The organism is Alphaproteobacteria bacterium endosymbiont of Tiliacea citrago (assembly GCF_964031065.1).
Classification (GTDB): Bacteria; Pseudomonadota; Alphaproteobacteria; order CAJXXZ01; family DAHXLG01.
Window position 1 is genome coordinate 341557 of record NZ_OZ034995.1, and the last position, 22456, is coordinate 364012.

Sequence of the window (22456 nt, forward strand, 5' to 3'; positions counted from 1 at the left end):
ATGGCTAAAAAAGTTAATTTTGATAAAAAATCTTTAGATGAGATTAAGTTAAGTGTTGTTAATTTGATTGAAGGGGCTGTTAAGACTACTTTGGGTCCTGCTGGTAAGGTTGTTATGTTGGATCAAGGTTATTCCACTAAGATGACTAAAGACGGTGTTAGCATTGCTAAGGCTATTGATCTTAAAGATCCTGAAGAAAATTCTGTTGCTTCTTTTTTTAAGACTGCCGCTGTTCACACTGTTGATAATGCTGGTGATGGTACCACTACTTCTATTGTTTTGGCTGCTAATATTTTTAAGTCTGCTTTAAAGGGTGTTACTTATGGGGCTAATAGTGTTTTGGTGAAATCTGGTATTGATGATGCTATTAAAATTGCTGTTGATGCTATGAATGAGTTGAAAGTTGTTGTTGCTGACGATTTTGAAAAAATTAAGCAAGTAGCGATTGTTTCTGCTAATGGTGATTCTCATATTGGTGAGTTAATTTCTGATGCTTTTCAAAAAATTGGTAAAGACGGTGTGATTACTGTTGAAGAGGGAAAGACAAAAGAGCATGATTTGAAGGTTGTTGAAGGTATGCAATTTGATCGTGGGTATATTTCCTCTTATTTTGTTACTAACACTGAAAAAATGGTTGTTGAGTTAGATAATCCTTTTGTTTTAATTTATGATAAGAAAATTTCTTCTATGCAGATGCTTTTACCTGTTTTGCAGGCTGTTAATTCTGCTGGCAGAGGGTTATTAATTGTTGCTGAAGATTTAGATGGTGAGGCTTTGCAATCTTTGATTTTGAATAAGTTAAAGGGGGTTTTGAAAGTTGCTGCTGTTAAGGCTCCTGGTTTTGGTGATCGCAGGAAAGAGATTTGTCAGGATCTTGCTGCTTTAACTGGTGGTCAGTATATTTCTGAAGAGGCTGGTTATCGTTTGGATCAAGTTACTATTAATGAGCTTGGTCAGGCTAAAAGAGTTGTTATGAATGATAAGGAAACCACAATTGTTGAAGGTTTGGGTGAAAAGGCTGATATTGAAGATCGTATTAACCAAATTCGTTATCAAATGGAAAACGCTACTTCTGACTATGACAAGGAAAAATTTGCTGAAAGATTGGCTAAATTAGCTGGTGGTGTTGCTGTTATTAATGTTGGTGGGGCTACTGAAGAGGCTGCTAAAGAATGTAAGGATAGAGTTGATGATGCTGTTCAGGCTGTTAAAGCTGCTATTTCTGAGGGTATTGTTCCTGGTGGTAGTGTTTCTTTATTATATGCTAGAAATGTTTTGAAGGGGCATCTTGATTCTGTTTCTGGAGATAGAAAAATTGGTTTTTATGCTGTTTATCAGGCTTTGAAGGCTCCTTTGTTAACTATTTTAGAAAATGCTGGTAGGGATGATTTTGCTTTGGTTCTTGATAAAATTAATTCTTCTCAAGCTGCTAAAAATTTGAATTTTGGCTTAGATGTTCGTAATGATGTCTTTGGTGATTTAGTTCAAATTGGTGTTATTGATCCTTTAAAGGTGGTTCGTTGTGCCTTAATGAATGCTGGTAGTGTTGCTGGTATGCTTTTGACTTGTGAGGCTTTTGTTACTAACTTATCGGAGAAAGATTCTGATCATTCTATGGGTGGTGGAATGCCTCCTATGATGTAATTTTTTCATTGGGTAGAGATTTTACTTTTAGTGATGAATTAATCGATCTTTTAATTAATTTAAGTTTTTAATATTGAAGTTTTGTTTTAATGAGAGTTTTTTGAGCATGTTTCGTGTTGTTGATGTAATCAGCTGGTTTTGATATTATTTATTCATGGATTTTTTGAAGGAGTATCATCGTTTTGTTGAAATTTATTTTGCCGGGCTAGATTTTTCTATTTCTAACTTAACTTTAAATTTACTTTATCCGAGTTTTTTTATTTTTATTTTTTATTTATTTTTAAATGTTGGTTATTATCCTCAAGGGGTTCAAAATTTTTATGAAATGATCTATGAAAATTTATATTCTTTTATTTTAGGGCAAGTTGGCAAGAAGGCGGAACGGTGTATTCCTTGTTTGATGTCTTTGGCTGTTTTTATTGTTTTGTTGAATCTTAGTAATCTTTTTCCTTGGAACTATGCGGCTACTAGCCAATTTATGGTTAATTTTTCTTTGGCTATAATTGTTTTTTTTATGGTTTTTTTTATGGGGTTTAAGCATTATGGAATTCATATTTGGAAGCATTTTGTGGTTGATGTTCCTTTATTTATGCAGCCTTTTTTGTTTATTTTAGAGTTACTTTCTTTTTCCATTAGGCCTTTAACTTTGGCTGTTAGATTAAGTGTTAATGTTATTGTTGGTCATTTGATTTTGCACATATTGGGAAAAATGTCTTTGGGTTTTTCTGGTGATAAATTAATCACTCTTGTTTTTTCTATTGGATTTAGTATATTTGAGGTGTTAGTTTCATTTTTACAGGCTTATATTTTTATAATGTTGGCTTGCATATATATTGCAGAAATGAGTCTTGGTCACTGAATTAATAAGGTGTGGGAAAGGAGAATAGATATGAATTATGCTTGTGCTTTAGCTTTGTTGCCTATGGCTGCAACTGCTTTTTCTATTGCGAAAATTATTTGTAGTTATGTTGATGCTATGGGTAGAAATCCCGAGATGGACAAAACCGGGAATGGAAAAACTATGGTTCTTATTGGTATTGCCACTGTTGAATTAGTTGCTTTACTTTCTTTTGCTATTGCTTTTTCTCTTTTGGGAGTAAATCATTAATTTATGAGCAATCATATTTGTTTATACGGAAAAATATTTCATCAGGTTTTTTGGACTTTTTTGTCTTTTGCTTTGTTTTATTACTTTTTTTATTGTTTTTTTCGTTATCCAATTATGGGGGCTTTGAAGCTGAGGTCGGCAGAGGAGCATTTACTTAAAACTTTGATTCAGAAAAAAAAATCAGACAAATGTTTTTTTGACACTCGTCGAATAGAGCTTAAGCAATCTAAAAAAGCTAAAATTGATAGTTATGTTGTTAAAAAATTATCTAAAGACGAAAAGGAGTGGTCTGAAGAGCTTGTCTCTTTGAAGGTGGAGCTTAAATCCTTGAACTCTTTTACTTCGGGCCATAAGGTTGTTGATAATGATATTATAAATTCAATTTTTAATAAGGTGTTATCAAAATATGAGTGTTAATTTATTTTTATTTTTTAGTTTTATTTTTGCTTGTTTAATTTTGTTTTTTTCTTTTAAAGATCTTTTTTTTGCCGCTTTAAAATCTCGTAGAGAACTTATTATAAGCTCTACTGTTTCTTTAAAAAAAGATTTGAAATTTGTTGAATTAGACCGTGAAAAATCTTATAAGGAATATTTGGTTGATAAACATAAAACCGAAGACTGGCAGGAGGAGGCGGAGTACGCATATTTATCTTGTTACACGCAAAAACATTTAGCTTATAAGGCTTTTATTAATGATGAAAAAAACAAAATTATGTTAATGAAAAAAAACAAGGAAAAAGATTCTGAAATTATTGCTCTTGAATTTCTTATTGAGTCTTTATCTAAAAAAGCTGCCTCTGAAAATTTTCAATTAAATATTGATTTTGCTCAACTAATAAAAAATTTTTAATTTTAGTGTTTACTTTTTTTGTTTTTTATAATAAAGTTCTTTCATTGGGATATAGCCAAGTGGCAAGGCAGCGGGTTTTGATCCCGCCATTCCTAGGTTCGAATCCTAGTATCCCAGCTTTTTTAAGAAGGTTGTGCTATGAAGGTTGTTAGTTCGTTGAAAAGTTTGAAAACTCGTGGAGATGGTTTTTTAGTTAAAAGACGTGGAAGGCTTTTTTATATTTGCAAAAAAAATAGAAAGTTTAATGCAAAACAGGGTTGAGTATGTCGAAAAAATTTAATAGGGTTACTTTTGAAGAGCTCTCTAATGATTTTAGTCATTATGAGATTGCTTTTATTTCGTTTTGTAAGGCTTCTGATATTGTTTTATCTGGGGTTTCTTTGTTGTCTAATTCTCGTTATAAGCCTAAGGTTGCTATGGTTGCTTTTGATAAAATTTGTTCCAACCTTGAAGAAACAAAAGTTTATAAAGATGAACTTGTTCAAAGATTTAATTGTAAATATGAAGAAATTGTTGATGATGAAAATTATACTGTTGATGATTTAATTTAATTTTATGTAACTTTTTTTATACAAATTAAATTAATATATTGGCTGAAGATTTCTTTTATCTCTTGTTTTTTGATGGGAATAAAAAAGGTGTTTCTTTTACACGTCGAAGATTGTTTTCAACTATTTTATTTTTTTTATATTTTTTGAACAATTGATTAATAAGCGGGTGAAAGCATAATTAATGTTTTGTGGTGCTTTTTATTGAAAGCTTTTTATTGGCTGGTTTGAAAAAAAATATTTTGTTATATTTATGTTGTTTCTGTGAGGGGGGCTTTTGTTTATATCTTCAAAGCTTTGTAAAAAAAACACTTCATTATTTTTTCTTTTAAGCGTTTTTTAATTTGTTAAATTATTTTTTGTTCTTGTTGACTTTTTTTTGTTTTTTCTATAAAATTTTTACTGAAAAGGATATATTTCATGAGACAGACGACTTATCCCAAAGGTAGCTTGGATAAAAGAAAATGGCTGATTGTTGATGTTAAAGATTGTATTTTGGGTAGAGTGGCATCTAAGATTGCACATGTTATAAATGGAAAAAGCAATGTTCTTTATACTCCTTATGCTAACAATGGTTTCGGTGTTATTGTTTTGAATGCAAAATATATAAAGGTTACTGGTGATAAACTTGCAAAACCATTTTATTGGCATACAGGCTTTGCTGGTGGCTTGAAGCAAAGGACGATTAAAGAAAGATTGATGTCTAAGGATCCAACTCACGTTGTTTACAAGGCTGTTGAGAGAATGATTCCTCGTGGCCCCTTGGGTAGAGCTAAAATGAAAAATTTAAGGGTTTTTGCTGATGATCAGCACTGTTATCAAAGCTTAAAGCCTGAGGTTTGGAATTTGGATGAAGAAAATACCAAAAATAAGAGAGAAATTCTATGATTGAAAAAAATATAAATAATGAAACTTTAACTTCTATGATTGAGGTTCCTGTTCTTGATGAAATTTCTGAATCTGTATCTTTAACTGATTCTTATGCAACGGGTAGAAGAAAAGAATCTGTTGCTAAATGTTGGTTGACGATTAATAGAAAAGAAAAGTTTTCTATTCAAAAAATTAAAGATGGTTTTAATGTTTATTTTAATAATGAAGCTTTGTCTCACAATGCTGTTAGTCCTTTGATTTTATTGGATGAAACTCAAAATTTTGCTTTTAATTTTAATATTAAGTTTAAGTTGATTGGTGGTGGAAAATCGGGACAATCTGACGCTTTGAAACTGGCTTTTTCTAAGGCTTTGACTTTATTGTTTCCTGACATGCGATCTATTTTGAGAAAAAATGGCTTTTTGACTTCTGATTCTAGAAAGAAAGAAAGAGAACATCCTGGCTTTAGAACTTCTAGAAAGCCTCAGCAATATTCTCGTCGTTAATTTATGAATTTTCAAAAAATTTTATATGGAAAGCCAGCTTCTGAGCATCTTTTAAGTTTTATTAAACTGCAGGCTTTTAATTTTGAGCCTTGTTTGGCGATTGTACAAGTTGGTAATAATTCAGCTAGCGATTTATACATCAAGTTTAAAATGAAAAAGGCAACAGAGGTCGAAATTTCTACTAAATTATTTAAATTCGATGAAAATATTTCTTACGAAGACTTAAAAAAACATATCGAAAATTTAAATTATGATCAAAGCATTCATGGTATTATTATTCAAATGCCTTTACCTTTTCATTTATCTGATATCACTCAATTAATTGATTATCGAAAAGATGTTGATGGTTTAAGCGTTATTCAACAAGGAAGATTGTGTTTGGGGTATTCTGGACTTTTTCCTTGTACTGCTCTGGGAGTTATAGAATTATTAAAATTTTATAATATTCAATTAAATTCAAAAAAAGTTGCAATTATTGGAAGATCTTCTTTGGTTGGGAAGCCTCTTTCTTTGATGTTTTTGCATGAAAATTCTTTAGTTTCTATATTACATTCCAAAATTAATTTTGACTTAATGAAAAAAGAACTTTTGAACTGTGATATTATTTGTTCTGCTGTTGGTAAAAAGCATTTCATTAAAAGTGATTGTGTGAAAAAAGGATCTGTTTTGATTGATATTGGTGTTACAAAGGATCAATCAGAAACTTTTGGAGATATTGATCCTGAATGTTATATTGACTCATTAGCTTATACTCCTAATATTGGTGGCGTTGGTCCTATGACTATTGCTTGTTTATTATCAAACGTTGTTAAATCTTATCAAAAAAATAATTTGCCAAAATGAAAAATGTTGTTTTTTTTTTAATTTTTTAGTGTTTTTGTTATAAATTTGAATTTTTTGCTTTTAAATTAGTGTGTTAGTTCTTTTTATATTGTTCATTACAAAGTTTTTGATTTTGTTTTTATATAGCAGATTTTATCTTTTTAAATTAATTTTGATGAATTTTATTACAACATTGATATTTGTTTTCAGATTAATCATCTTATTTATTAAATTGTTTGGTTTTGGTTATTTTTTTAAAGACTAGTTTCAAAATTTTTTAATTATGGGCAAATCCATAAATCATTTTTATTTAATTTTATCTGTTTTTTTTCAATTTCAATTATACATTCGTTATTTTTTACTTTTATTAATTTCACACTTACGTTTGGCATTATTACCATATCTTCATTTTCAATAATTATTTTATTTTTTGTTAAAGCTCTTGGTTCGTTTGAAAGGTTGTCTTTTTTTATCCAGCCAACTCTGTTTTCAGGATCAATTATTTTTATCCAGCCTTTTCTACGTTCTAATACAAAAAGAGGATATCCTTTTTTAAGAACAAACCTAGCTATATTTTTATTATTTGGGCCATGATAAATTGTTGCTTTTTCAAATTTTGTTGAACATAATTGATTTTCTGAAATTGCCATAATTTTTTGTTTTTTATTAAATAAAAACAATGATAAAATCATGAAAACTAAAAATATATTTAAATATAATCTCATTTTCTTTTTATCTCTTGTCTATACTTTATCCAAAAAAAATTTTCTCTTGATGATTCTAATCTTTGTGGAAATAAAATTCCAATATTATGATCATACTCATGTTGAAAAATTCTTGCAGCTTCGTTTGTTAGTGTGTTTTCGATTTCTTTTCCTTGTAAATTTTGATATTTTACTTTAATTGATATTGATCTTTCAATTTTTGCTACACTTTTTTTTCCTGGAATTGATAAACATCCTTCTTGAGAAAAGTCTGTTTCAGTGCTGTAATGAGTTATTTCAGGGTTTATTGCAACTAAAAAATCTGCATCTGATGGTTGAATTATTATTATGTTGGGTTGAGCTCTATAATTATCAAATTCTTTCAGTTGAAATTTTGGATCATCTTCAACTTGAATGGCGGCTAAACCACATCCTCCAAGTGCGTTCATTGTATATCTTAAATTTTCACTAAATTCCTCTAAATAATCATCAAACACTGTAACTTTTTGTGCTTTTTTAAATAATCTTTGGTCAAAAGCTTTTATTATTTTTAATAGCTGCATTAAAATCCTTTTTTCTTTGTTTTTATTAATTTAATTAATTCTTCTATGTTTTTGTTTTCTAGCTTGTCAAATTCTGTGAAAAATATAGACGAATCTTTATTGAAAATCTCTTTATCCAATAAGTAAATATATTCTATTTTTAATAATGTTTTATATAAATTTTGAAAATAATTTTTATTTGGAAGTTTAATTAATGTATTATCAATTGTTATATATGAATAAATTCCATGATTGAAAATTCTTTCAAATTTTACTATTTTGATATCGTGTTGATTTAAGATTGTGGGAATAATCGTTAATGGAATAGCGTTTTTAACCTCACTAGAAAATTCTTTAAAGTTTGTGCTTATTGCTTTAATTTTTCCATTTTCATTGAAGAAAATTAAATTTGAAGTTGGTTCATCTAATTTGTGTCTAGATATTTGTTTATTTATTTCTTTTAAAAAATCACTTAATGAAAGTAGGTTCAAAGTATAATCTGCAACCTTTTTTCTATTTTCTAGTTGTTTTTTCTCGTTAAAAACTATGTTGTTTCTGTTTTTTTCATTGAAACATGATAGTCTCAATGTTTTTTTGTAAATCAGCTTCTCTTTTTGATAGATTAAAATTAAATACTGGCTATATCCAAAAATATTTCTTGATGGTCTAATTGAATTTTTTGCAAAATCGTTTATTTCTGTTATGACAACTATTATATTTGCTTTTTTAAAACTTGTATTATTTTTTAATTTAGAATATTTGGGGTCTTTTTTTACTTCGTCCTCTAATCCTAAAATATAGCTTTTTGCTGATAAAAAATTAAAAAAAAACAAAAAAACACTGAAAAATTTCATATTAGTAATTATATCATAAAAATTTTTTTTGTACTATTATTTTGAATTTTTTTGATTTATATCTTTAGTTAATTATATAATAAAATTATGAAATTTATTGATAAAGCAAAAATTTATGTAAAGTCTGGAGCAGGTGGCAATGGAAAAATTTCTTTTAGACATGAAAAATTTGTTCCAAATGGTGGTCCAGATGGTGGAGATGGTGGCAAAGGTGGGTCAATTATATTTTATGTTGATCCTAATAAAGAAACTTTAATTGATTTCTCAAGAAAGATTCATTATAAAGCTAAAAATGGGCAAGATGGCGGTTCTTCAAATTGTTATGGTAAAAATGCTGAAAATTTGGTTATTCATATTCCTTTAGGGACTCAAATTTATTCTGATGATATGAGTTTGATGTATTTTGATGCGGTTAAAAAAGATACATTTTTTACTTTATTTGAAGGTGGCAAAGGAGGACAAGGTAATTTAAAATTTGTTTCTTCTACTAATAGAGCTCCAAAACAAAGAACGGAAGGCGAGCCCTCACAGGAGTCTTGGATTAGATTAATTTTAAAGTTGTTTTGTGATTATGGCTTGGTTGGATTACCAAACGCAGGTAAATCAACTCTTTTAAAAATGTTAACAGGTTCTTCCACAAAAATTGGAGACTATCCTTTTACAACTTTGAAGCCTGAATTAGGGGCATTGTGGAATGAAGATGATAAAATTATTTTGGCTGATTTGCCTGGTATTATACAAGGTGCCAGTAAAAACAAGGGGTTGGGATATGATTTTTTAGGTCATATAGAAAGATGCAGAGGAATAATTCATATTATAGATGTTTCTTTGGGAAATTCATTAGAGCTTTTAGACTTAATGTTGCATGAAATTAAAGAATTTTCTGAGGCTTTGTTAACAAAAAAGCAAATAGTTGTTTTAAATAAAATTGATTTAGTTAGCCAAGAATGTGTTGATCAAGCTGTTTTATCTATAAAAAGCAAATATGATTTTTCGGTTATTCCAATAAGTGCTATTAACAAAATTGGAATAAATCAAATTTTAAAATAATTGTTTTAAGTTTAATTTCACTAATGCTTTTTTAAAAGTGTAATTCAATTTTTTTTGTTTTCAGAGTTTTCAGATCTAACTATATCTGCACTTAAAATTGCTTCTAAAATGTTTTTTTTAGAGTCTTTATCTTTATTATTTGATAAGAAATCACCATCAAAAGAGTTGTGATTTAAAAAAATAGCGTTGCTTTTTGAGTGTGCTCCTATATCTTTTAACGTGTCAAAATATTGGTTTACTAGTAATAAATTAATTGCTTCTTGTTCTGTTATGTTGCTATTAGGATCTGAGCTGATTTTTAATTCGTTTAAGGATTCTCTTAATCCGTGAATTATAGCTTTTCTTTGACCTGCAACTCCTTCTCCTTGCAAAATTCGGCTTTCTTTTTGTGCTTCTGCAGCTTTAATTATCACAAGTTTTTCTGCTTCAGCTCTGTGTTGGGCAGCTTTTCTTTCTCTTTCTGCAGCGTTAATTTCGTTCATTGCTGCTTTTACTTTTTGAGCTGGATCAATATGTGTAATTAAGGTTTTAATTATTTCGATTCCAAAATCGTGCATAACATGATCTAAAGAGTTTTTAACCGATTGAGCAATTTGATCTTTTTCTTCAAATAAATTATCAATTGTTAACTTTGGAACTGTTCCTCTTATCGTATCAAAAACATAAGATTCAAGCTGAGAAACAGGATCATCCAAAGAGTAATAAGCTTCAAAGGCTTTGTTTTTCAAAACTCTATATTGAATTGAACAATGAATTTCTACAAACACATTATCATTGGTTTTTGTCTCTAAAATAACATTGTGATATAAGACTTGCAATATCAGTTTTCCTTTTATTGTATCTATGAAAGGTATCCTCATATTTAAACCAGAATCTGCTAACTTATGAAACTTACCAAATCTTTCTATTATGAAAATTTGATTTTGAGGCACCGTAAAATATACGCTCAATAATAAAATTAATAAAAAAACAAATAAAATTCCAGTTCCTATTAAAAAAAAATGCATCATTTGTTTCTCCTTTCTTGGATCTCTTTAGTTGTGTTTAGTAACCTTCTCTTTTCATTCTGTTTTTTAGATATTTTGCAATGACTTTTAATTTTTCAGCTTTTTTTTCGGTTCTGGTTTGAGTTTTTGGCACATGATTTTTATGTGTTTGTAAATAATCAAACAAACCTGATCTTTGCATTCTTTTTTTTAAAATTCTATTCGCGTGATCAACTTGACCATCTTTTACTGCTACTTTCAACAACATTCTCCTTATATAAAATAATATGCAAATTTTATATATTGGGCAAGCTTTTGAAGCAAGATTCCCAAAATTTTGTTAATTGCCATATTTGGCTTCCTTGTTTTATTTTGCTTTGAATAAATAATAGTGTTGCTTTTTGTGTTACTTTTGCGTTAATTGCATAAATCATGATTGGAATAATTTTATTTGGAAAAAACACCCCTTCTTTTAATAAAATATTTTCTTTTAGCATTTTAAACCAATTTTGTTGTTCTTTTTGTAAGAAATAATTCCAATGTGTGTGGTTAATTTCTAGTTTCTTTAAACTGATTATTGTTGATAAATCATTTAAATTTGTTAATTTTGAAATAAAAAAAAGCTCCTCTTGTATAAATGATATTTTTGTTAACTTTATTAAAAATTGAAATAAGAATTTATCGTTTTGAGAATCAATGTCTATGATAATATCATTATCATGCATTATATCCTTATCAATTTTAGAAACTCCTTTTACTATTAGTTCGCTTTGAATTTCTCTTTTTCTGTTTTTAAAGAAAAAAGAATCTTTTTTATCATAAATATACTTATATTTTTTTTCTTCAAACAAATTTATGTTTTGAACCAAGTTTAAGTTTTTAATGATTTCATTTTCATAATTTTGCCAAATTAAATCTACGTTTATATTTTTTCCCAATAACCACGTAATCATTATCTACACACCAAAAAATTACTTTGTTCGTTAATAGTTTTAGATATTTTTTCAATAAGTTCATCATCATGTCTCCAGTCTTTGTTCTTTGAATATTTGTTTTTTATTGTAAAGGATTTTTTTTTGCCGTTAATTGTAATGGTACATTTCACATATAAAAAATCTAAAAATTCAAAAATTTCATACTCTATTTTTATTTGTTCATTGTCTTTTTCATTACTTCCTTTCCAATATTTTTCATTTAATTGTTTTTGTACTTTATCTGATAATTGCCCTTTAATGCTTTTTATATAAAATGTTTTATATGAGTTTATTCCGAACTTTTTATTCGATATGCGAACAACTGGTTTTGCTGTGTTTAAAAAACAAAGTATAAAAAATGAAAAAAATCTTAACATGAGTTTAAAATACAATTATTTTTTGTATAATTCAATTATGTTAACAATTGATGAAGCGGTTAATTCTTTAAAAAAATCAAATGTTTTAATACTGCCAACTGATACTTTATATGGCATAGGCGCTTTAGCTTATAGTTATTTTGCTGTAAAAAAAGTTTTTGATTTAAAAAAACGAAACTATAACAAAGCTATGCCAGTTCATTATGCCAATATAGCATTGATTGAAAAAGATTGCGTTATAGAAGATCAGGCTCGCATTTTAATGGAAAGACATTGGCCGGGTGGTTTAACCATTATTCTAAAAAAAAAAACAAACTCAAAATTACAATTTGTTAATGATTCTGTTGCTGTTAGAATTCCTAACAACAAAGATTTACTAAAAATTTTAGAAATTATTGATCAGCCATTAGTTATGCCAAGCGCAAACATCTCTGATGAAGAAAATATTTTTTATTTTAAAGATATTCAAAAAAAATTTAATTTAGATGGTATTGAGTCGGACTTAACAATAAAGCAAGCTCCTTCCACTATTATTTCTTTTGATGGGGGAGCAATGAAAATTTTAAGGCAAGGTGTTGTTAAATTATGATACAAAAGAGACCAATTTGTTTATTAGGAGGGGTGGAATCTGCAAAAATATGGATAACAAATTTTGTTAAAAATGAAGATCTTTTTATTTTGCCAACTGATGCTTTGATTGAAGACATTCATTTTTTTCAAAAATTCATAAATGAATCTTCTTTAAACAACAAAGTTGGAGTGATTTATTTTTTTAATAATTTAAGCGAAAGCAAGCAATCTGTTTTTTTAAAAATTTTTGAAGACCTTCCTTGTTTTTCTAAAATCATTATTCATATTTCTAATTTTACAAATTTTACAATACACACAAGATGTGATTTGCATTATTTAAATGAAGATAAAAATTTTTCAAATGATTTATCTTCGTTGTTTTCTTTTTTTTATAAAAAACTAAATGAAGGCTCTCTAAATCAAAATACAAAAAATGGAATTAAGGTTTATTTAGAAACTTTAAATCTTTATAACAATGGTTTTTTAACAGAGGATGAAAAAAATTTTATTTTGAAAGATCTAAAATGAAGTTAATAGTTGGGTTAGATTTAGGAAAAAAAACTGGAATAGCAAAAGCATACGATAAACTAATGGTTGCAATACCACACAAAACTGTGTATTCGTTTAAAGAATTAATTACAGAACTTAAATTATTATCCCCCAAATGCTTAGTAATTGGTTGGCCAATATTAATGAATGGAAAGCCTGGTTTACAATGTGAAAGAGTAAAAAGTTGGGTTTCTGCAATTATAAAAGAAATAGATGAAGTTCCTTTATATTATGAAGATGAAAGATTTAGCACAAAAGAGGTTTTTGGCTCAAAAGACGAAGATGCTTCAAGTGCTGCTTGGATTTTACAGAAATTTTTAGACAAAAATATGTTAAAAAATTTTTAAAAGTTAAATAAATTATAACCATGTATTTTATAAAAATATAACAATTAATTGATATTTTTATTATATGCAAGCGAAAGAAAGAACTGAAATTTTCAATCTTTATATTGATTTTTTATCTGTATGCTTAAAAACATATGAATATGCAGCAGATATTATTGATATTGAAGTGAAAAAATTCACAAAAGGTGAGTTAGAGGATGGCTGGCTTTTCTTTTTACTAATGTTTAGTCATGGTGCGAATGTAGATAAAGCAAAAAATTTAGAAAAACTTAAGGAGTATTTAAACGATATTGGAGAGGAGTCTATGGATTTAACCCCAAAAGGTCGAGAGCTTATGGAGTTTTTAGATAAAAAAATAGAGCTACATTCAAGTGTCTTAAGGTTTAATGGAGTTTCTTTATATGATTTAATAACAGATATCAATTGTATGACAAAAATGATGAGTTTTTGGAAGGTTATCTTAAAAAGATAAATTGTTTTTTTTATAATAAATATATGTTAAAATTTTAAGAGTTTGTTTGTTTTATATTCATTTTATATCAAAAGAATATTAAAGTTTTGTGTTATTTTTCAATGCGTGTTTTGTGTAACTGCTGCGATGAATTTAATTCCAACTCTTTTAATGCAAATGCAAGGTTTTAATTTTGGCATAGACAATCTTTTTATTTTATTAGGATTATCGATTTTAGAATTTTTTAATTTTTTAACAATTATATCTTTTATCTTATCTGTTTTTTTTAATTTATTTAATGATTTTATTTTGGGCGAAATAAAAGTTTTTTTTATTCAAATAGGCATTACTTCTAAAGAAATTTTTAAAATAATTTTCTTAAATTGTGTTTTTTTTGGAATTTTTTTTGTTTTCAATGATTTGTTTATTGTTCCAAGGTCAAATGTTTTTTTAAAAAAAAGAGGCTTAGAGTTATATAAAAACAAAGTTTTTCACAGCATAAAACCAAGGCACGTAGTAAACGTGCCAGAGCTAAGAATGAATGTTTCAATTTACGAAAGAAATAAAAATGAATTAGTTGGTTGTTTGTTGCACGTTGAAAACTATCTTTTCAGTGTTATAGAAAAAATTTCTATTGAAAAAAACAAATTGTTAATGTTGACATTAAAAAAATCTAAAGGAAAAGTTTTGATAAATTCTGATATAATTAATTTTACTTTTGAAAGTGCAGCTATAGAAGCAAACCTTGACTCAATTACAATTCCTGACAAATTAGCTTTTTTTGATTTAAACTCTTGGCAAGAGGTGCTAATTAGAATTAAAATTTTTTTGGTTACTCTTTTAGTGGCTTTTTTAATGTTTGTTTTGATTTTTTCTAAAATTTATTTGGTTAAATTTATCAACTTTTTTTCTTTTATAATTTTATTAGCTAACGCAATGGGCTTTATTCAATTGAATTGGTTAACATTTATAATAATTTATTTTACAATTATTGTTAGTTTTTATATGGTAATTAAATGTTTGGATTTTTAAAAAAATATTTGTTTTATGAGTACGTTAAAATATTTTTTTTAGTTGTTTTATTGTTTTTTCCTATTATTTTTTTTTCAGATTTTTTATTATCAGATCATTTTTCGTTTTTAGAATCATTATTAAAAGTTCCATTTAGATATGGTCAAATGCTAGGTGTTTTGTCCTTTATAGGCAGTTATATATCGATAAAAAGAATAATTTATATTCATGGAGTTTGGATTTTTATCAGTTTGACATTAAAAAAGAAAGATTTTGTATTTTCGTTTCTTTATTTAACTATTTTAATTTCAAGTTTTTTTTATTTTTTTATTGTTCCTTTTAATGATAAAGCTTTTAAAGCTAAAAAGTATGTTTCTAAATGGGCAATACAAAGAAAAGATAAAAATATTAAATTCATTTATAAAGATCAAAATTATTTCGATGTTTGGGAAATTAAGCAAGGGGATGAATTAAATCATTATAAATTAAACAAAAACGAATCTGTTGTAAAAGAAAAAGATTTTTATATTGTGTGGAATGAAACAAAAAAAATGTCACAAGCTTCATTAGAAGAATATAAAGAATATATGAATAAAAACAAATTTTCTACAGAAAATTATTATAAGCAAAAGCACATATATTATTCAAGATTTTTTGTTGTTTTAATAATGTTAATGTGTGGTTTTTTTGTAGCATGGGATAAATCTTTTATGTTTTTTTCGATGTGTTTTTTGTTTTTCAATTGGTTTGATTTGTTAGCATTTTTTTTGCCCTTAAAATATTGTATCGTAATGTTATGGGGCAATATACTTCTTTGGTTTTTTATAGCTTTGTTAAATATTTTATTTTAATTGTTTTTTTTTTCTCTTTCTTAATTTCGGATGTTTCAAAAACGCATCCTAATATAAGTTTTTTAGATGCAGATTGTTCAGAAGAAGGGGTTTTTATAAAAGAAGTAAAAACCGATATCCAACCTAAAAAAAATAGAAATATAAAAGGTAGTGTTCAAAGAGTCTTTTTTTCGTTTGTGGGAGAAGAATCCATATTTGAAAAAATTTATTGTATGATGCACTATGATTCTAATTGGGTTTTAAACATTTCTAAGATTTCTTTATTTGAAAAAACCTATGTTATAAATAATTTAAAATTACAAAACAGTAAGGGTTTTTTTATTAAAGCTGAAAAAATATCAAACGTTGGAAAATTATCAGCATTAAATTTAGAAACAGGCTCTAGTGAAGCAATGGGATGGAAAGCAAGTTCAAAGTTTGTTAATTATGATGCAAAAAAAAATGAAATTATTTTTTTAGATAACAAATTTGGAATAGGAAAAACTAAATTAAAATTTTTCAACTTAAATTTTAGTAAAACGCCAAGAAGCGGATGGTTTGCAACATCTGGTTTGGTTAAAGATTTTGAAGAAAAAACATATTTTTCTTTTGGATATTATTTTTTATCGGAAAATAAAGACGTTGATTTTTCTTTTTATCCAATGTTTTATTGGAAAGATTTAGGTTCTATTTTTCAAGTAAGATCTTTAAAGCATAATATTGAGTTTAATGCTCAAATAGAAAGATGTGTTTCATATGCACGTAATAAAAATTGTACAAAAAACAAACAAATCTCTCCATCAAACTTTGTTTTAAATTTAAAATCAAACAATAATTTTTTAGACGCAGCTTTTTATGTTTTTAACAATGAATTATATAATAAAAAACTTTGGAAAAATATGAATTATCATAATTTTTTGCATTTAGATAAATACTATTGGGGGTTTGCTTATTTTAATTTTGGAATTTTAAAGCTAAACGCTTTACAAAGAAACAGCAAAAACTCTTTGACATGGATTTTAGATTTTTCAAAATATTTTAATATTACAGCAGAAAAAACTTTTGATGGGGATAATTTTGCTAATTTTAACTTAATGAAAAATATTTATGCAGATGTTGACATGTTCTTATTTGATACAAAGGGAAAACTAAGCTACAAATTTATGGAAAAAGAGGATTATACTAAATTAGATAAAGAAAATTTGAAATTAAGCACAGAAATGAAGTTAGATCTTCCCATTATTCGTTTGGATAAAAACATCATAAAATTTTCTGTTTTTTTTAATGCAGATGGAAAAATTATGGATTTTATAAATTGTGTTAAAAAAGAAAAAAAAATAGATGATGATTTTATTTTAGATTTAGGTGGAGACTGTGTTTGTTCTTTTAAAGATTTTGATTTAAAAATTTTTTATAAAAACAATAAAAGATTTGGTTTAGAGTTAGCAAATTTTCAAAAATATTTAGATAGTATTTCAATAGAAAGAGAAGGTGAAAAAATTTTCTTCTCTTTTGTCTTTTTAGAAAATTCTAAATGTTATGGTATAAAAATATATAAAGATCAAATTTTATTGGAAATTTTATACACATTTTCTGAGTGTTTAAAATTTCAATTTTTAACTTCGTATCATTTTAAAGAGTCTTTTTTTAAAAAGTCAAACTTATATAATAAACATACATATATAAACTGTGGGATCCAACTAAAAACAAAGTCTTGGCAAATAAAAATTGGATCGGGCATAAAAAACTCTCCAGAACAAGGGGTTTTTTCAATATACTCAATTTCTGTTTCTTTAGTAGATCAAGTTTCTTTTGCAGAAATCGAAGAAATTTTTAAAGATATAGATAAAGAAAAAGAAAAAATTTTAAGTTTATATGATGAATTTTAATTTTCGCAATTTATGTGATTTTTTATTTGCCAAAAGGTGTAAGATTTGCGGAGAAATGAATGAAGAAAATAATTTGTGTTTTTCTTGCTTTTCTTCGTTAAAACACTTAGTTTTAGGTTGTAAAAAATGCCAACAACCCCTAAGTTATGTTGGTAAAGAAATTGATGTTTGTAGTGTTTGTATCGATAAAGATTACTCTTTTTTTGATGAAATGATTAGTGCCTTCATATATAATGAATTTTTAAAAAAACACATAATAAAGCTAAAAAACAACAATGATTTTTATTTATCAGATGTTTTTTGTTCATTTTTAGTTAAAAAAATTAAACACATGGTAAACTCATCTTTTATAATTGCACCAATTCCGTTACACTCATTAAAATTATATAAAAGAGGTTATAATCAAAGCTTAATCTTAGCAAAATCCGTTGCAAAACAAGCAAAAATAATATGTATCCATGATTTATTTGAAAGAACAAAAAACACATATACTCAAGCAAATAAAACTCAAAAAGAGCGAGAAACAAACGTGAAAGATGCTTTTATTTTTAATAAAAAATATAAACTCTTTATTAAAGACAAAACAATATTAATAATAGACGATATAATAACAACCGGGGCAACTATTTTTGAATGTGCAAAAACGCTTAAGAATATACAAAATAAAGGCATAAAGTTACTTTCAATAGGAAGAAGAATAAAGTGAAAATTTAAAAAAACTTCTATTTTTGTTAATAACCAATAACCTTGTTTTTTATTGATGTTTTTTATAAAAGTAGCTGGTCTAACAACAATGTAGTTATGTCTAAATAAAGCAATCTCTCTTTTTAAGCAAAAAAATCTTTGTTTTTAACAGTTTCTATAATACACCCACCAAGTAGTTGGTTTTCATTATAAAAAGCACAAATTTGTCCTTTGCATATGGCTTCTTGAGGTGAATTGAATACAACTTTTTTTTCTTTAACAAAAAACATACCGAAAGCCGGAGTTTGTCTAGAGCGCACTTGAATTTGAACTTCTTTGTTTTCAAAATAAGATTCGTCAACTAATAAATTGATTTCATTAACAAAAAAACATTGCTCATATAATTGTTCTTTTTTACATACAACAAGTTCATTCGAATCTGTTCTTAATTCTTTAACAAACCAAGGTCCGTTTGGTAAATTAAGGCCTTTTCTTTGTCCAACAGTATATCCAGCAAGACCATTATGGGTTCCTAAAATTTCATTATTATCTGAAATCACATTGCCAGGTTTGAAAATTTCTGGTCTCATTCTTTTTAAAAAGCCCTTATAATCTCCATCAGGAATAAAACAAATATCCATGCTTTCATACTTTGTAGCAACAACTAAATTAAGTTCCTTTGCCATAGTTCTAACTTCTGATTTATTAATAGAAGCTAAAGGAAAGTCTAGCATTTTAAGCTGTTCTTTTGTGGTTAAGGCTAAAAAATATGATTGATCTTTAAATGTATCCTCACCTCTAAAAAGTTCATTTTGTATTTTTTTTACATAATGTCCAGTAACTAAAAAATCAGCATTAACTGTTTTGCAAAAATCCAGTAAATATCCAAATTTAATATATTGATTACAACGACCACAAGGAATAGGGGTAGCTCCAGATTCATAAGTATCAACAAAATCATCAATAACTTTTTCTTTAAATTTTTGAGTATAATCTAAAATATAGTGTTTAAAATCTTCTTGAAAAGCAACATTTTGAGCGTCTTTAATATCTTTGCCAGAACAACAAGTTTTGTTTCTTGAAGGGTCCCCAGATCTATATAATTGAAGGGTTATACCAATTGTTTCAAATCCAGCCCGATGAATTAAAGAAGCGGTAACAGAGCTATCAACTCCACCAGACATAGCAACAACGATCTTACTATTTTTAGGATAACTTTTTTTTAATTTTTCAATATAAAGTTCTAACATAAACACCAACTATTTTGTAAAAATTTTTCTTTATCATACAATATTAATTGTATAAAATTTTTAATTGTTTTTCGATGTTTAAAAAAATTTTTTAGGTTCCTTTTTTATTTTATAAGCATATTTATATATTCTTTTTTAAATGAGTAAGTCACAAGTTTTTAAAAAATAGAGCAAAAAAAGCAAAAAAAACTTTACTTTGATTAATAAATTATCCTTCTACTAAAGTTTTCGAGGCTTTTTCTTTAGCTCGTTCTTGTGCTTTTTTCTTTGGAGTTGATTTTTTAGGTCTATTTGAAACTTCTTTTTTTTCAACAATTCCTAATTGACTAGCAAGCTTAACAACTTTTTCACTAGGTTGTGCTCCAACATTAACCCATTTTTTAAAAGCCTCTGCATTTAAGTTTAGTCTAAAAGGATCAGTGTTTTTAAGCGTTGGCTGATAATAGCCAATTTTTTCAACAAATTTACCATCTCTTTTGAAGGATTGTTCTATAACAACAATATTGTACATTGGTAAATGAACCCTACCACCTCTACTTAGTCTAATTCTTAGCATATACAAAATATTAAACCAAAAAAAACAAAACAACACAACGTATTAGCAATGTTTTTGAAAAAAAAAGATAAAAAATTAACGTTTTTTAATACTTTTTAACTTGTTCATATTATATTTATAAGAATATAATTAATTAATATAAATTTTACTTTTTAAAAATAAACTTTCAAAAGAAGGAAAAAACATGAAAAAATACTCAAAATTATTATTGTCATTAATAGCATCTAATATAGTTGCAGGGCCAAGCAATAAAAGCGAGAAAAGCAATAAAAGCAGTAGTGCTAGTTTGCGAAGCTTTGTCAAAAAACTTAATGTCGCTGGAGGAGACTCAACGATTCACGGAAGTGTAACTTCAACAGCAATAGTTCGAAAAGCTCCAGCCTTATCTGTTAATGCAACAATAATAAGTTGGTGTGAAGAAGCTAGTTCATTTGAAGAGCAAGAAGTTTTGTTTAATTTGTTGGGTGAAAAATTACGTTTTTTACCTGAGTCGGTCATCAAAGAAGCTAAAAAAAAGGTTGTTAAAGAGCTTGAAAAGCTTCGTCAAACACACAAAACAGAAGCTGAGAATAAGGATTACTTTAAGGTTGATGTTAAAAAATATAGAGAGGCTTTAAACGAAATGTTGCAGACTTTTGATAATCATGAACCATTGGTAGGTTCTAATTTTTCAATAAAAAACACAGCTTTGTTTGATGATTTAAAAGGTAATTTTGAATTGACAAATCCTAAGGTTACGTGTGATTTAAATGGCGATTTTTTAAGATTGAAATTTTATAACAACACAAAAAGGACAAGTATCGCACAAATTAAACTAGATGAAAAAAATTTTGTAATACGGCTTTTTAAAAACAAGGATGGAGTTTCTTTTTGTCAATTGGATTTTAATAGTGAAATTAATGAAAGATCTGATGTTATAAAGATGAAGTTTGTTTTTAAAGTGGATGATTTTGTAAAAGTAATAAAAGGCATAGAAAGTGACACATTATTAACTACAAATACTGACACTAATGGTAAGACTTTAGATGGTTTAATATCAAATGCTATATTAAACCAAATTAAAACTTTTGATCATAAAGAAATTGCAGAATTTTTCTCTAAAGCTGATAACATTTTGATTAAAAGCCTATTAGGGACTGAAATTAAGTTTGATCAACCATCTGGCAATTTGATGTATTGTGCCGCTGCCTTTAATCAATCTATTAAAAAACAAAACACAGAACAAACTCAAGACGGATATAATTCGTTTATCATTAAAGCAGAAATAAAAGAGACTCCGTATGTCAATGAAATTAGTATTGGCAACAACAATGGTTTTCAATTTGCTCATTATTATGCAAAAAACGTGGTTGAGATTAACAATAAGGAAATGAAATTATATAAAGATCAAGTAGAGTTGTTAAATGACACCAAAATATCTGATGATGAGAAAAAGAAACAATATAATAATTTGCAAAAAATGACTCGTCAAGAAATAAGCAATATACAAGCAAGCAACGCGTCTTATATTAAAAAACATCCAACAGTTAGCTACTTGTTTGAGAATAATTCTCGTTTGTTTGTAACTCAAGAAGTAAGGGAGTTGGTGAATACTGGCATAAGAAACATGAAAATTGCACAAGAGTCATACAGCAAACTTCAAAAAAAGAATCCTGATGTTCATTATCCCAAATTAGCGCAACCTCAAAAGGTAAAAAAAACTTCTTGTTGTTGTTAAAAAATTAATATTGTATTTTTTCCAAAAACAACCCTTTAGCTGGAGCAGTTAATCCAGCAAATTTTCTATTTTTTTGTTCTATAATTAGCATTATTTTGCTTGAATTTTCTTTTTTTGAAGTTATTTCGAATATAGTTCCAATCATGATTCTAACTTGATGATGTAAAAACGATTTTGCTTGAATTATTGCTGTTATTGATTTATTTTTTTGTTCAAATTTAAAAGATTTAATGGTTCTAACTGGTGAAAGAGCTTGGCATTGAGAGTCTCTAAAACTTGAAAAATTATGATTTCCAACAAAATAATTTGCACACTCCTGTGCTTTTTCTATATCAAATTTCGGAACTAACCAATATCTATTGTTTAAAAAAACATCATGTTCCCCAATTAAAAGATTGTATCTATATTCTTTCATTAAACAAGAAAATCTAGCATGAAAAACATTGTCAACTTCTTTTATATTAATAACAATTATTGTTTCATTTTTTAAAAGAGAATTTAAACTATATTTGACTTTTTCTTTATTAATTTCTTTCAAAATTTCAAAATGAGCACACTGCATTTTTGCATGAACACCTGTATCTGTTCTTCCAGCCGCATGTAATTTTATGTTGTCCCTCAAAATAACACTTAATTTTTCTTCTAAAATTCCTTGAATAGTTCGTTCGTTTTTTTGAAATTGCCAACCTTTATAATTTGCACCATCATAAGCTATTTCTAATAAATATTTCACTTGCAAAATAACTTTATCATTAAACCAAAAAGAA

Annotated in this window: 30 protein-coding genes and 1 tRNA gene; 21 read left to right on the plus strand and 10 right to left on the minus strand. The window is 27.0% G+C overall.

Annotated features, from left to right (window positions below; genetic code table 11):
* From groL to AAHM83_RS01875, 11 genes are all read left to right on the plus strand, one after another.
* Window positions 1-1644, plus strand: a complete 1644-nt coding sequence (gene groL, locus AAHM83_RS01825; protein ID WP_342261793.1) for a chaperonin GroEL — start codon at window positions 1-3, stop codon at window positions 1642-1644.
* 154 nt (window positions 1645-1798) lie between these two features.
* Window positions 1799-2503 (plus strand): F0F1 ATP synthase subunit A, encoded by a 705-nt coding sequence (gene atpB / locus AAHM83_RS01830; protein ID WP_342261794.1) that lies wholly within the window; start codon window positions 1799-1801, stop codon window positions 2501-2503.
* Between the two features lie 30 nt (window positions 2504-2533).
* A complete protein-coding gene (locus AAHM83_RS01835; RefSeq protein ID WP_342261795.1) occupies window positions 2534-2752 on the plus strand; it encodes a hypothetical protein in 219 nt (72 codons plus the stop codon).
* A 3-nt stretch (window positions 2753-2755) separates the two neighbouring features.
* A complete protein-coding gene (locus AAHM83_RS01840) occupies window positions 2756-3169 on the plus strand; it encodes a hypothetical protein (RefSeq protein WP_342261796.1) in 414 nt (137 codons plus the stop codon).
* Window positions 3159-3602 (plus strand): hypothetical protein, encoded by a 444-nt coding sequence (locus AAHM83_RS01845; protein ID WP_342261797.1) that lies wholly within the window; start codon window positions 3159-3161, stop codon window positions 3600-3602. The genes AAHM83_RS01840 and AAHM83_RS01845 overlap by 11 nt, the downstream gene beginning before the upstream one ends.
* 45 nt (window positions 3603-3647) lie before the next feature.
* Window positions 3648-3719: transfer RNA gene (locus AAHM83_RS01850), tRNA-Gln, on the plus strand.
* Between the two features lie 21 nt (window positions 3720-3740).
* Window positions 3741-3863 carry a ribosomal protein bL36 gene (locus AAHM83_RS01855; protein ID WP_342261798.1) on the plus strand — a complete coding sequence of 41 codons (123 nt, stop codon included), beginning with the start codon at window positions 3741-3743 and terminating at the stop codon, window positions 3861-3863.
* Between the two features lie 2 nt (window positions 3864-3865).
* Window positions 3866-4153 (plus strand): hypothetical protein, encoded by a 288-nt coding sequence (locus AAHM83_RS01860; RefSeq protein ID WP_342261799.1) that lies wholly within the window; start codon window positions 3866-3868, stop codon window positions 4151-4153.
* A gap of 417 nt (window positions 4154-4570) precedes the next feature.
* Window positions 4571-5038: a 50S ribosomal protein L13 gene (gene rplM / locus AAHM83_RS01865; RefSeq protein WP_342261800.1), complete on the plus strand. Its 468-nt coding sequence runs from the start codon at window positions 4571-4573 to the stop codon at window positions 5036-5038.
* Entirely contained in the window at window positions 5035-5526 is a 492-nt protein-coding gene (gene rpsI / locus AAHM83_RS01870; protein WP_342261801.1) for a 30S ribosomal protein S9, read from the plus strand. Before rplM ends, rpsI begins: the two co-directional genes overlap by 4 nt.
* 3 nt (window positions 5527-5529) lie before the next feature.
* Window positions 5530-6369: a bifunctional 5,10-methylenetetrahydrofolate dehydrogenase/5,10-methenyltetrahydrofolate cyclohydrolase gene (locus AAHM83_RS01875; protein WP_342261802.1), complete on the plus strand. Its 840-nt coding sequence runs from the start codon at window positions 5530-5532 to the stop codon at window positions 6367-6369.
* 260 nt (window positions 6370-6629) lie between these two features.
* Here AAHM83_RS01875 and AAHM83_RS01880 read toward each other — a convergent pair whose 3' ends face one another.
* Genes AAHM83_RS01880 through AAHM83_RS01890 form a run of 3 tightly spaced genes read right to left on the minus strand, consistent with a single transcriptional unit; the run spans window position 6630 to window position 8448 of the window.
* Window positions 6630-7073: an SH3 domain-containing protein gene (locus AAHM83_RS01880; RefSeq protein ID WP_342261803.1), complete on the minus strand. Its 444-nt coding sequence runs from the start codon at window positions 7071-7073 to the stop codon at window positions 6630-6632.
* Window positions 7070-7615, minus strand: coding sequence for a peptide deformylase (locus tag AAHM83_RS01885; protein ID WP_342261804.1), 546 nt, complete (start codon window positions 7613-7615; stop codon window positions 7070-7072). The genes AAHM83_RS01880 and AAHM83_RS01885 overlap by 4 nt, the downstream gene beginning before the upstream one ends.
* Window positions 7615-8448 (minus strand): hypothetical protein, encoded by an 834-nt coding sequence (locus AAHM83_RS01890; protein ID WP_342261805.1) that lies wholly within the window; start codon window positions 8446-8448, stop codon window positions 7615-7617. Before AAHM83_RS01890 ends, AAHM83_RS01885 begins: the two co-directional genes overlap by 1 nt.
* An 87-nt stretch (window positions 8449-8535) precedes the next feature.
* Between AAHM83_RS01890 and obgE the strand changes: the two genes are divergently transcribed.
* Window positions 8536-9498 carry a GTPase ObgE gene (gene obgE / locus AAHM83_RS01895; protein ID WP_342261806.1) on the plus strand — a complete coding sequence of 321 codons (963 nt, stop codon included), beginning with the start codon at window positions 8536-8538 and terminating at the stop codon, window positions 9496-9498.
* Between the two features lie 44 nt (window positions 9499-9542).
* Here the strand turns inward: obgE and AAHM83_RS01900 are convergent, their stop codons facing one another.
* Genes AAHM83_RS01900 through AAHM83_RS01915 form a run of 4 tightly spaced genes read right to left on the minus strand, consistent with a single transcriptional unit; the run spans window position 9543 to window position 11835 of the window.
* Window positions 9543-10505: an SPFH domain-containing protein gene (locus AAHM83_RS01900; protein ID WP_342261807.1), complete on the minus strand. Its 963-nt coding sequence runs from the start codon at window positions 10503-10505 to the stop codon at window positions 9543-9545.
* 37 nt (window positions 10506-10542) lie between these two features.
* The gene (gene rpsU, locus AAHM83_RS01905; RefSeq protein WP_342261808.1) at window positions 10543-10752 is read right to left on the minus strand and encodes a 30S ribosomal protein S21; all 210 of its coding nucleotides are present in this window, start codon (window positions 10750-10752) and stop codon (window positions 10543-10545) included.
* A gap of 28 nt (window positions 10753-10780) precedes the next feature.
* A complete protein-coding gene (locus tag AAHM83_RS01910; protein ID WP_342261809.1) occupies window positions 10781-11437 on the minus strand; it encodes a hypothetical protein in 657 nt (218 codons plus the stop codon).
* The gene (locus AAHM83_RS01915) at window positions 11437-11835 is read right to left on the minus strand and encodes a hypothetical protein (protein WP_342261810.1); all 399 of its coding nucleotides are present in this window, start codon (window positions 11833-11835) and stop codon (window positions 11437-11439) included. Before AAHM83_RS01915 ends, AAHM83_RS01910 begins: the two co-directional genes overlap by 1 nt.
* 37 nt (window positions 11836-11872) lie before the next feature.
* Here AAHM83_RS01915 and AAHM83_RS01920 point away from each other — a divergent pair, with 37 nt between their 5' ends.
* The 8 genes from AAHM83_RS01920 to AAHM83_RS01955 all read left to right on the plus strand — a co-directional run bounded on the left by AAHM83_RS01920 (window position 11873) and on the right by AAHM83_RS01955 (window position 18188).
* Window positions 11873-12424: an L-threonylcarbamoyladenylate synthase gene (locus AAHM83_RS01920; RefSeq protein ID WP_342261811.1), complete on the plus strand. Its 552-nt coding sequence runs from the start codon at window positions 11873-11875 to the stop codon at window positions 12422-12424.
* Window positions 12421-12933, plus strand: a complete 513-nt coding sequence (locus tag AAHM83_RS01925) for a hypothetical protein (RefSeq protein WP_342261812.1) — start codon at window positions 12421-12423, stop codon at window positions 12931-12933. Before AAHM83_RS01920 ends, AAHM83_RS01925 begins: the two co-directional genes overlap by 4 nt.
* Window positions 12930-13301 carry a RuvX/YqgF family protein gene (locus tag AAHM83_RS01930; RefSeq protein WP_342261813.1) on the plus strand — a complete coding sequence of 124 codons (372 nt, stop codon included), beginning with the start codon at window positions 12930-12932 and terminating at the stop codon, window positions 13299-13301. The genes AAHM83_RS01925 and AAHM83_RS01930 overlap by 4 nt, the downstream gene beginning before the upstream one ends.
* A gap of 64 nt (window positions 13302-13365) precedes the next feature.
* A complete protein-coding gene (locus AAHM83_RS01935; protein WP_342261814.1) occupies window positions 13366-13773 on the plus strand; it encodes a hypothetical protein in 408 nt (135 codons plus the stop codon).
* 126 nt (window positions 13774-13899) lie between these two features.
* On the plus strand, window positions 13900-14784 hold the full coding sequence (locus tag AAHM83_RS01940) for a hypothetical protein (protein ID WP_342261815.1): 885 nt from the start codon (window positions 13900-13902) through the stop codon (window positions 14782-14784).
* Window positions 14769-15614 carry a hypothetical protein gene (locus AAHM83_RS01945; protein ID WP_342261816.1) on the plus strand — a complete coding sequence of 282 codons (846 nt, stop codon included), beginning with the start codon at window positions 14769-14771 and terminating at the stop codon, window positions 15612-15614. The genes AAHM83_RS01940 and AAHM83_RS01945 overlap by 16 nt, the downstream gene beginning before the upstream one ends.
* Complete coding sequence (locus tag AAHM83_RS01950) at window positions 15560-17482, plus strand: hypothetical protein (protein ID WP_342261817.1); 1923 nt, start codon at window positions 15560-15562, stop codon at window positions 17480-17482. The genes AAHM83_RS01945 and AAHM83_RS01950 overlap by 55 nt, the downstream gene beginning before the upstream one ends.
* Window positions 17472-18188, plus strand: a complete 717-nt coding sequence (locus AAHM83_RS01955) for a ComF family protein (protein WP_342261818.1) — start codon at window positions 17472-17474, stop codon at window positions 18186-18188. The genes AAHM83_RS01950 and AAHM83_RS01955 overlap by 11 nt, the downstream gene beginning before the upstream one ends.
* A gap of 121 nt (window positions 18189-18309) precedes the next feature.
* Here the strand turns inward: AAHM83_RS01955 and mnmA are convergent, their stop codons facing one another.
* Entirely contained in the window at window positions 18310-19416 is a 1107-nt protein-coding gene (gene mnmA, locus AAHM83_RS01960) for a tRNA 2-thiouridine(34) synthase MnmA (protein WP_342261819.1), read from the minus strand.
* A 208-nt stretch (window positions 19417-19624) separates the two neighbouring features.
* Window positions 19625-19972 carry a 30S ribosomal protein S16 gene (gene rpsP, locus AAHM83_RS01965; RefSeq protein WP_342261820.1) on the minus strand — a complete coding sequence of 116 codons (348 nt, stop codon included), beginning with the start codon at window positions 19970-19972 and terminating at the stop codon, window positions 19625-19627.
* Window positions 19973-20156: 184 nt separating this feature from the next.
* On the opposite strand from rpsP, the gene AAHM83_RS01970 reads away from it, so the two are divergent.
* Entirely contained in the window at window positions 20157-21689 is a 1533-nt protein-coding gene (locus tag AAHM83_RS01970; protein ID WP_342261821.1) for a hypothetical protein, read from the plus strand.
* A 4-nt stretch (window positions 21690-21693) separates the two neighbouring features.
* On the opposite strand, the gene truA is transcribed toward AAHM83_RS01970, so the two are convergent.
* Window positions 21694-22422, minus strand: a complete 729-nt coding sequence (gene truA / locus AAHM83_RS01975) for a tRNA pseudouridine(38-40) synthase TruA (RefSeq protein WP_342261822.1) — start codon at window positions 22420-22422, stop codon at window positions 21694-21696.
* Window positions 22423-22456 lie beyond the last annotated feature (34 nt).

Excerpts from the sequence above, each read along its gene's own strand:
- AAHM83_RS01845 (WP_342261797.1), top strand. The coding sequence starts at position 3,159 with ATGAGTGTTAATTTATTTTTATTTTTTAGTTTTATTTTTGCTTGTTTA.
- atpB (WP_342261794.1), top strand. The coding sequence starts at position 1,799 with ATGGATTTTTTGAAGGAGTATCATCGTTTTGTTGAAATTTATTTTGCC.
- AAHM83_RS01860 (WP_342261799.1), top strand. The coding sequence starts at position 3,866 with ATGTCGAAAAAATTTAATAGGGTTACTTTTGAAGAGCTCTCTAATGAT.
- AAHM83_RS01935 (WP_342261814.1), top strand. The coding sequence starts at position 13,366 with ATGCAAGCGAAAGAAAGAACTGAAATTTTCAATCTTTATATTGATTTT.
- AAHM83_RS01915 (WP_342261810.1), bottom strand. The coding sequence starts at position 11,835 with ATGTTAAGATTTTTTTCATTTTTTATACTTTGTTTTTTAAACACAGCA.
- rplM (WP_342261800.1), top strand. The coding sequence starts at position 4,571 with ATGAGACAGACGACTTATCCCAAAGGTAGCTTGGATAAAAGAAAATGG.
- AAHM83_RS01875 (WP_342261802.1), top strand. The coding sequence starts at position 5,530 with ATGAATTTTCAAAAAATTTTATATGGAAAGCCAGCTTCTGAGCATCTT.
- AAHM83_RS01880 (WP_342261803.1), bottom strand. The coding sequence starts at position 7,073 with ATGAGATTATATTTAAATATATTTTTAGTTTTCATGATTTTATCATTG.
- AAHM83_RS01900 (WP_342261807.1), bottom strand. The coding sequence starts at position 10,505 with ATGCATTTTTTTTTAATAGGAACTGGAATTTTATTTGTTTTTTTATTA.
- AAHM83_RS01930 (WP_342261813.1), top strand. The coding sequence starts at position 12,930 with ATGAAGTTAATAGTTGGGTTAGATTTAGGAAAAAAAACTGGAATAGCA.
- AAHM83_RS01910 (WP_342261809.1), bottom strand. The coding sequence starts at position 11,437 with ATGATTACGTGGTTATTGGGAAAAAATATAAACGTAGATTTAATTTGG.
- AAHM83_RS01940 (WP_342261815.1), top strand. The coding sequence starts at position 13,900 with ATGAATTTAATTCCAACTCTTTTAATGCAAATGCAAGGTTTTAATTTT.
- AAHM83_RS01885 (WP_342261804.1), bottom strand. The coding sequence starts at position 7,615 with ATGCAGCTATTAAAAATAATAAAAGCTTTTGACCAAAGATTATTTAAA.
- AAHM83_RS01955 (WP_342261818.1), top strand. The coding sequence starts at position 17,472 with ATGAATTTTAATTTTCGCAATTTATGTGATTTTTTATTTGCCAAAAGG.
- rpsU (WP_342261808.1), bottom strand. The coding sequence starts at position 10,752 with ATGTTGTTGAAAGTAGCAGTAAAAGATGGTCAAGTTGATCACGCGAAT.
- AAHM83_RS01925 (WP_342261812.1), top strand. The coding sequence starts at position 12,421 with ATGATACAAAAGAGACCAATTTGTTTATTAGGAGGGGTGGAATCTGCA.
- AAHM83_RS01855 (WP_342261798.1), top strand. The coding sequence starts at position 3,741 with ATGAAGGTTGTTAGTTCGTTGAAAAGTTTGAAAACTCGTGGAGATGGT.
- AAHM83_RS01945 (WP_342261816.1), top strand. The coding sequence starts at position 14,769 with ATGTTTGGATTTTTAAAAAAATATTTGTTTTATGAGTACGTTAAAATA.
- rpsI (WP_342261801.1), top strand. The coding sequence starts at position 5,035 with ATGATTGAAAAAAATATAAATAATGAAACTTTAACTTCTATGATTGAG.
- obgE (WP_342261806.1), top strand. The coding sequence starts at position 8,536 with ATGAAATTTATTGATAAAGCAAAAATTTATGTAAAGTCTGGAGCAGGT.
- mnmA (WP_342261819.1), bottom strand. The coding sequence starts at position 19,416 with ATGTTAGAACTTTATATTGAAAAATTAAAAAAAAGTTATCCTAAAAAT.
- AAHM83_RS01950 (WP_342261817.1), top strand. The coding sequence starts at position 15,560 with ATGGGGCAATATACTTCTTTGGTTTTTTATAGCTTTGTTAAATATTTT.
- AAHM83_RS01970 (WP_342261821.1), top strand. The coding sequence starts at position 20,157 with ATGAAAAAATACTCAAAATTATTATTGTCATTAATAGCATCTAATATA.
- AAHM83_RS01890 (WP_342261805.1), bottom strand. The coding sequence starts at position 8,448 with ATGAAATTTTTCAGTGTTTTTTTGTTTTTTTTTAATTTTTTATCAGCA.
- AAHM83_RS01920 (WP_342261811.1), top strand. The coding sequence starts at position 11,873 with ATGTTAACAATTGATGAAGCGGTTAATTCTTTAAAAAAATCAAATGTT.
- rpsP (WP_342261820.1), bottom strand. The coding sequence starts at position 19,972 with ATGCTAAGAATTAGACTAAGTAGAGGTGGTAGGGTTCATTTACCAATG.
- AAHM83_RS01840 (WP_342261796.1), top strand. The coding sequence starts at position 2,756 with ATGAGCAATCATATTTGTTTATACGGAAAAATATTTCATCAGGTTTTT.
- AAHM83_RS01835 (WP_342261795.1), top strand. The coding sequence starts at position 2,534 with ATGAATTATGCTTGTGCTTTAGCTTTGTTGCCTATGGCTGCAACTGCT.
- groL (WP_342261793.1), top strand. The coding sequence starts at position 1 with ATGGCTAAAAAAGTTAATTTTGATAAAAAATCTTTAGATGAGATTAAG.